Source organism: Candidatus Stygibacter australis, from assembly GCA_030765845.1.
Taxonomy (GTDB): domain Bacteria; phylum Cloacimonadota; class Cloacimonadia; order Cloacimonadales; family TCS61; genus Stygibacter; species Stygibacter australis.
Genome location: JAVCDJ010000050.1, coordinates 1 through 6,970 on the forward strand (window position 1 = coordinate 1; position 6,970 = coordinate 6,970).

A 6,970-nucleotide genomic window follows, 5' to 3' on the forward strand; every position below is an offset into this window, starting at 1 on the left:
TAATTATGAGCCAGCTTATGAAACGAGTTCAGATAAGAAGAAAATAGTGAAAGAATTACGGGAATTGTCAGATAAAGCAGAAACTGTCTGGCTGGCAACTGACGAAGACCGCGAAGGTGAAGCCATATCCTGGCATCTTTTGAAGGCTTTGCATCTGGATGAGAAAAAAGTTAACCGAATTGTATTTCATGAAATAACCAAACAAGCTATCCTTGAGGCAATCGCAAATCCCCGCAAAATTGATCAGAACCTTGTGGATGCACAGCAGGCTCGTAGAATCCTGGACAGGCTTGTAGGTTTTGAATTATCACCTTTATTGTGGCGAAAAGTAATGCCAAAATTAAGTGCCGGCAGAGTTCAATCTGTGGCAACAAGATTGGTTGTTGATAGAGAAAATGAGATCAAAAACTTTCAGGAAGAAGAATATTTTAAAGTAAATGCAGATTTCCAGGTTGGTGAAAGTGTATTAAAAGCGGAAGGTTCAGAGAATCTTGGTGAAAAGGACACGGCAGAGAAATTTTTAACTGACTGTATTCCAGCAAAATATCAAGTTAATAATATTGAGACAAAACCAGGAAAGAGAGTCCCTCCTCCCCCATTTACAACTTCCACCCTTCAACAGGATGCCAGCAGAAAGTTGGGATTTACTGTTGCAAAAACTATGCTGGTTGCCCAGCAGTTATATGAATCTGGATTGATAACTTATATGAGAACAGATTCAGTAACATTGAGTGAACTGGCTTTGGGTACAATCAAGAAAGAGATTATCGCTGACTTTGGCAGTCGCTATTATAAGCGGAGAATGTACAAAACAAAGAGCAAGGGAGCTCAGGAAGCACATGAAGCTATTCGACCTACTTATGTCAGTAACCGTGAAGTAGAAGGCACTAATGATCAACAGAAATTGTACAAGCTGATCTGGAAGAGGACTATGGCAAGTCAAATGAGTGATGCTGTGCTGGAAAGAACCACAGTAACGATAGATATTTCCACTCGTGAAGAAAATCTTATTGCAAAAGCAGAAGTGATAATATTCCCAGGGTTTTTGAAGGTTTATGACACAAATGGAAGCAGTAAAGAAGATGTTCAAACCATTCCCCCGATTAAACAAGGTGAATTTCTTGATTTGATTGTAATGATAGCTACCCAGAAATATACCCAATCTCCAGTGAGATATAATGAAGCTATGCTGGTGCGAAAACTGGAAGAATTAGGTATCGGCAGACCCTCCACTTATGCTCCTATCATATCTACAATCCAAAAACGTAAATATGTTGAAAAGCTGAATAAGCCGGCATTAACGAGGAAAATCTGTGTATTGGAACTCGCTAAGGGCAATGTGAGTGAAAAGCTGAAAAGCGAGAAATATGGAGTACAAAAGGGAAAGCTCTTTCCCACTGATATTGGCATAATAGTTAACGATTTTTTGATCAAGTACTTTATAGATATCATGGATTATAATTTCACGGCTTCAGTTGTAGAAGAATTTGATAAAATAGCTGAAGGTGATCTGGAATGGAAAGATATGATTGACCGCTTTTATATATCATTCCATAAGCAGGTTGAAGTTACTGGCAAGGAATCTGAGAAATTCAGTGGTGAGACATTGCTGGGTGTAGATCCTGAATCTGGTCGCAAAGTAGTTGCGAGATTAGGCAGATACGGACCTATGATCCAGATAGGCGATAAGGATGATGAAGAAAAACCACGCTTCGCCAGTTTACCAAAGAATTCAAGCATTGATAAGATCACATTGCAGGACGCTTTGAAGCTATTCCAGTTTCCACGCCTGCTGGGAGAACATCAGGGAGAACAAGTATTATTAGCTAATGGCAGATATGGACCCTATATCAAATTAGGTAAAAATAACTACTCTCTGGATAAAAAGACAAATCTGAATGATGTAGATCTTGATTCTGCTTTGAAACTGATAGAAGAACAGGAAGAAGAAAAGAAGAATCGGATCATTAAAGAATTCGCTGAAGATGAAAAGCTGAGAGTTCTTAAAGGTAGATGGGGTCCTTATATTTCTTATGGACGTAAAAATATCAAGATACCAGCCGATTATGAACCGGAAAATCTCAGCTATGATGATTGCAAAGAGATAATTGCTGCAGCAGGAGATACAGGTAAAAAGAAATCCAGGAAATCCTGATGCATATAAGCGAAAATATATCCAGCAGTCTGCGTAATATATTTGAACACAAGATGAGAAGTGCTCTCACATTGCTTGGTATTGTGATTGGCGTATTTGCAGTGATTACTATGTTCTCCGCCGTGAATGGTATCAAAAGTATGGTAATGAAAAACATGGAACAACTCGGCTGGAATAATTCATTGCTTTTATATCCTGGTGAAGAAGGTAATTCCACTTCCACTGTTTCCAGTCGTCACAGACGCTTTATGTATATCAACCGCTCTAAAAAACCTCTTTCTTTTGATGATTATGAAATACTTTCACATCAAGTGGAAACCAAATATACTTACGGCATGATCGAGCGCTGGGAACGTGCACCTGGGTTTCAAGGTCATAAATCAGATTGGGTTCGGGTAAATGCCACCAACAATGACTTCTTTCATTCAAAAAGCTATGAAATTGCTGAAGGAAGATTATTTAACCGGATGGAAGATTCAGATGCTTTAAAAGTATGTATTCTGGGATATAATTTTGCCAGAAAGAATTTTCCTGATGGAGCACTTGGTCAATACCTGAAAGCTGGAAATATGCGATATAGGATTATTGGAGTTCTGGGAGAAGATCAACTGAATTACACTGCTGGAATGAATTTTAATCGTTGGGAACGAGAGCGAGATCTAAATGCTGTTTATATTCCGCTATCTACTGCAGCTAGATATCTTTCTTCCAATGGGGCAATAAGTTACATTTATTTCCAGGCGTATGGTGATCATGATTTCCCGATCATGAAAAATGCTATCCGCCAGACAATGCTGATACAGCATAACATGTCTCATGATTTCCAGTTCAATGATGTAGGTGCATTTATGTTCAAGATCACCGATGAGCTTAAAGATATGATGAAAAAGCTCAATATTACGCTATCCACAATCGCTTCCATATCGCTGATCGTGGGAGGAATTGGTTTATTCAGTACTCTGCTTATCTCAATCAGTGAGCGGATGAAAGAGATTGGCATCCGTAAAAGTATTGGAGCCACAGAATTTGATGTATTTTTCCTTTTTCTCTCTGAATCAATAATCCTGGCAGTGATTGCTGCTTCCATCGGTACCCTGATTTCCAAAACTGTTATTATGATAATCTCTAATGCCTTAAACCAGCAATTTGAATTACCCTGGCAGGGAATCGCTCTTGGATTTGGATTTTCAATATTAATAGGTATAGTGAGTGGAGCTTATCCAGCCTTCAAAGCCAGCAGGATCAATCCCATAACAGCAATATATTTTAACGATTAAAGAGGATAAATTTGATTACAGTTGATGAATTAACTAAGGAATTTCCCCAAAAAGAGGGTGATAATCTTAAGGCAGTAGATAATTTATCTTTTTCGGCAAATGCTGGTGAGATAGTAGTATTATTAGGTGTGAATGGAGCAGGGAAAACTACTACAATGCGTATGCTTTCCACAGTATTGCAGCCCACATCAGGCAGAGCTTCCGTGTGTGGGTATGACCTTCTGAAATCACCTCAGGAAATTCGTAGAAGATTAGGCTTTCTCTCTGGTGATACCGGCTTATATCGAAGACTTACTGCTCGTGAACTCATTACCTATTTTGGCAAATTATATGATATGAAAACATCCCGAATCAAGGAACGCATTGAATTGATCAATGAAATGCTGGATATGCATGATTTTCTTGATAAAAAAATAGACAGTTTATCTACGGGAATGCGGCAGAAGGTTTCCATAGCCCGTTCGATTGTCCATGATCCTCCGGTGATGATATTTGATGAAGCCACTGCGGGATTGGATATTCTCACCGCCAAGAACATAATCAATTTTATTCATTCCTGTAAGACTGAAGGAAAATGCGTATTATTTTCCACGCATATTATGCGGGAAGCAGAAAGAATTGCTGACAGGATCGTCATGATACACCGGGGTAGATTGCTTAAAGAAGGCACCTGGGAAGAAATGAAAGAAGATACTGACAAAGCTGACCTGGACGATATATTTATTGATTATGTCTCTCGTTGCGATGCTCCAAAGGTAATTGAAGAAAATGAACTGGACTAAGATACTGGTTATTTTTAGAAAAGAGATGCTTGATCTCTTTAGGGATCGACGAACTATTATCACATCGATAATACTGCCAATTGTCCTCTATCCCTTCATCAGCATTTTTGTTGCCACGATTGCTACCAGGCAGGATACAAAACTCCAGGAAGCAGAGAAGATCATCTATATATATGACCAGGTAAATTCTCAGGATTCTAATGAACTGATATCAAAATTAAATACTGAAGAAAGTTTTAAAGTGATAAAGACCGATAAACAGGGTTGGAACAATCAGTTCAAAGAACTTGTTGAAAATAATGATATACAAGCCTTCCTTTCGCTACGGGATACTATCAGCGGTGGATATGAAAGGCTGCAAATTGAAGCATATTTTAATAATACTGATGAAAAAAGTCAGAAAGCATATTCAAAGATCAGGGATATCGCTGAACATACTAAATGGGAGATAGTTAGCCGCAGATTAAATGATCTGGATATTTCAACCGAAATACTGCAAGCAATTGAGATGGAACCTATAAATATTGCCCCACCGCAAAAGATACTGGGAGCTCTGTTAGGTAAATTTCTGGCTTATATGCTGATCATATTGACCATTTCCAGCGGTGCAGTTGTGGCATCTGATCTGGTGGCAGGTGAAAAGGATAGAGGAACTCTGGAGACGATATTAGTGAGTGCTGCCAGCCGATTGGAACTGGTGGCAGGAAAATTCCTCACAATAATCTCTTTTTCCTTTATCACGGTATTTATGAACCTTTTCAGTATGTATATTTCTACCCGGCACATTCTTGGAATGGCAGACATGGATATGAGCCAGGTTCAAATGCCTATTGTGAGCTTCATGCTTATCTTTGTCGCTATGGTTCCCCTGGCAGTATTATTTGCTGCCATCCAGCTATCCCTCTCCACCTGGTCACGAAATGTCAAAGAATGCTCATCTTACCAGACACCTCTTCTATTGATTGGTATGATGTTTTCCATGATCAGTGCTTTCCCCGGATTTGAACTGAATTACGGCTACGCTCTGATCCCTATCATTAATTTCTCACTCCTGTTGAAAGAATTACTTCTGGGTGATCTGAATGTTGGTCATTATCTTACTGTGATCATCTCCACCCTGGTTCTGGCTGGTGTGAGTGTGATGATCAGCATCTATCTCTTTAAAAAAGAAAATGTGCTCTTTAGAACCGCTGAAGAAAAAAGCCTGAAATTCTGGGGCAAACAAAAGGGTGATATTTTCTCAACTCAGTTTGTCATTGGTGTTTTTTTCCTGGTTCTGCTGCTCTTTTATTATCTGGGAACACCCTGGCAAACCAAAGACCTGTTTTCCGGCTTGATAAAAACTGAAGTACTCCTTGTACTTCTGCCAGTGCTTTTGATCTACAAACTTTCGCGAACTAATATCAAAAAAGCTGCCCGGCTGCAAGGAACTAATCCTCTGAACTTCTTACTAGCTGCTGCTGCTGCAATCCCGGGATTTTTTATCTCAGCCTATTCCATGCAAATAGTAAATTACCTCTACCCTATTCCAGAATCATACCTGGAAAGCATGCAGAAAATCATGCAATTGCATGAACTGCCCCTCTGGCAAACTATCTTTATAATTGCTCTTTTACCAGCTATCTGTGAAGAGATGCTTTTCCGCGGATATGTGATCAGAGGTTTTGAAAAATCTGGTAACTGGAAAGCTATTTTAATTTCTGGCATGCTCTTTGGACTTTTCCATCTTGACTTCTTCCGCCTGCTTCCTACTGCCCTGATGGGTATCTGGCTGGGTTATCTACTGATAAAAACAAAAAGTATTTTTATCACTATGCTGGCTCATGCCCTGCATAATTCCTCTACAGTAGCATTATCAAAATGGGGTGATCAAATCCCCTTCATGGCGAATATCATGAAAACCGGCGAGATTCCGTTCAGTCTGCTGATTTTCAGTATTGCTGCTATTATTTTTATTGGCTGGCTTTTGCATAGGATAAATACTACGGAAGAGTTTCCTCGTGAACTATCAACCGGATAATCTTTATCAAGGTATTATTCTAAAAAAAGTCATCTATCGCGAAACAAGTATTATCTGCAATATTCTCACTCCACAGGATGGCAAGATCACATTACTGGCAAAAGGTGTAAGACAACCAAAAAATCCTAACTTCGGTTTATTGCAGATACTGGCAGAACTGGAATTCTCTACTCATAGAAAAAAAGACTCTGAATGGCATATCCTGAAAACCTGTGAACTCCAAAAAACCTATGAAAATCCCAACTTTCATACTACTGCCGTGCTTCAGGCTGGAGCTGAGCTCTTTGATCAGATGATCATCCCTGCCCAGGAAACCACTACTTATTTTACCCTACTCAAAAACTACCTTAGCTATTCTCAAAAATTTGATAATAACTCAATTGCCCTTTTCTGGCGACTGCTGCTGAGGTTATTTGAACTAAATGGCATCACTCTTGACCTCATGCACTGCGTTTCCTGCGGTAGAGAAACATCCCTATTTAACGGCTATCACTTCCAAAAGCAGGGATTTATATGTTCCCAATGTGAAAATGACACTTTCCCGCTAATGATTGAAACTCTGACAACCGAAGAAAGGGAATTATTAAAGATCCTGCCATCAATTGGTAACAAGCTGCATGAAATCTCAATATCTTCCTCAGCTGCCACACAAATCACCCGCATTCTAATGTCACATCTGAACCTTCATTTCAATGATCACTTTAATCTCAAAAGCCTAAAACTTATTAATTCAACT

General features: G+C 39.2%; 5 protein-coding genes. All 5 read left to right on the forward strand.

Features of this window, described 5'->3' with window-relative positions; translation table 11 throughout:
- Positions 1-2,155, forward strand: a 2,155-nt coding sequence (gene topA / locus RAO94_03170) for a type I DNA topoisomerase (protein MDP8321336.1), incomplete at its 5' end; no start/stop codon positions are given.
- A complete protein-coding gene (locus RAO94_03175) occupies positions 2,155-3,432 on the forward strand; it encodes an ABC transporter permease (GenBank protein MDP8321337.1) in 1,278 nt (425 codons plus the stop codon). The genes topA and RAO94_03175, both read left to right, overlap by 1 nt.
- 11 nt (positions 3,433-3,443) lie before the next feature.
- Complete coding sequence (locus RAO94_03180; protein MDP8321338.1) at positions 3,444-4,214, forward strand: ATP-binding cassette domain-containing protein; 771 nt, start codon at positions 3,444-3,446, stop codon at positions 4,212-4,214.
- Positions 4,201-6,234, forward strand: coding sequence for an ABC transporter permease subunit/CPBP intramembrane protease (locus tag RAO94_03185; GenBank protein MDP8321339.1), 2,034 nt, complete (start codon positions 4,201-4,203; stop codon positions 6,232-6,234). Before RAO94_03180 ends, RAO94_03185 begins: the two co-directional genes overlap by 14 nt.
- The coding region (gene recO / locus RAO94_03190; GenBank protein ID MDP8321340.1) for a DNA repair protein RecO at positions 6,215-6,970 on the forward strand (756 nt) is incomplete at its 3' end. The genes RAO94_03185 and recO, both read left to right, overlap by 20 nt.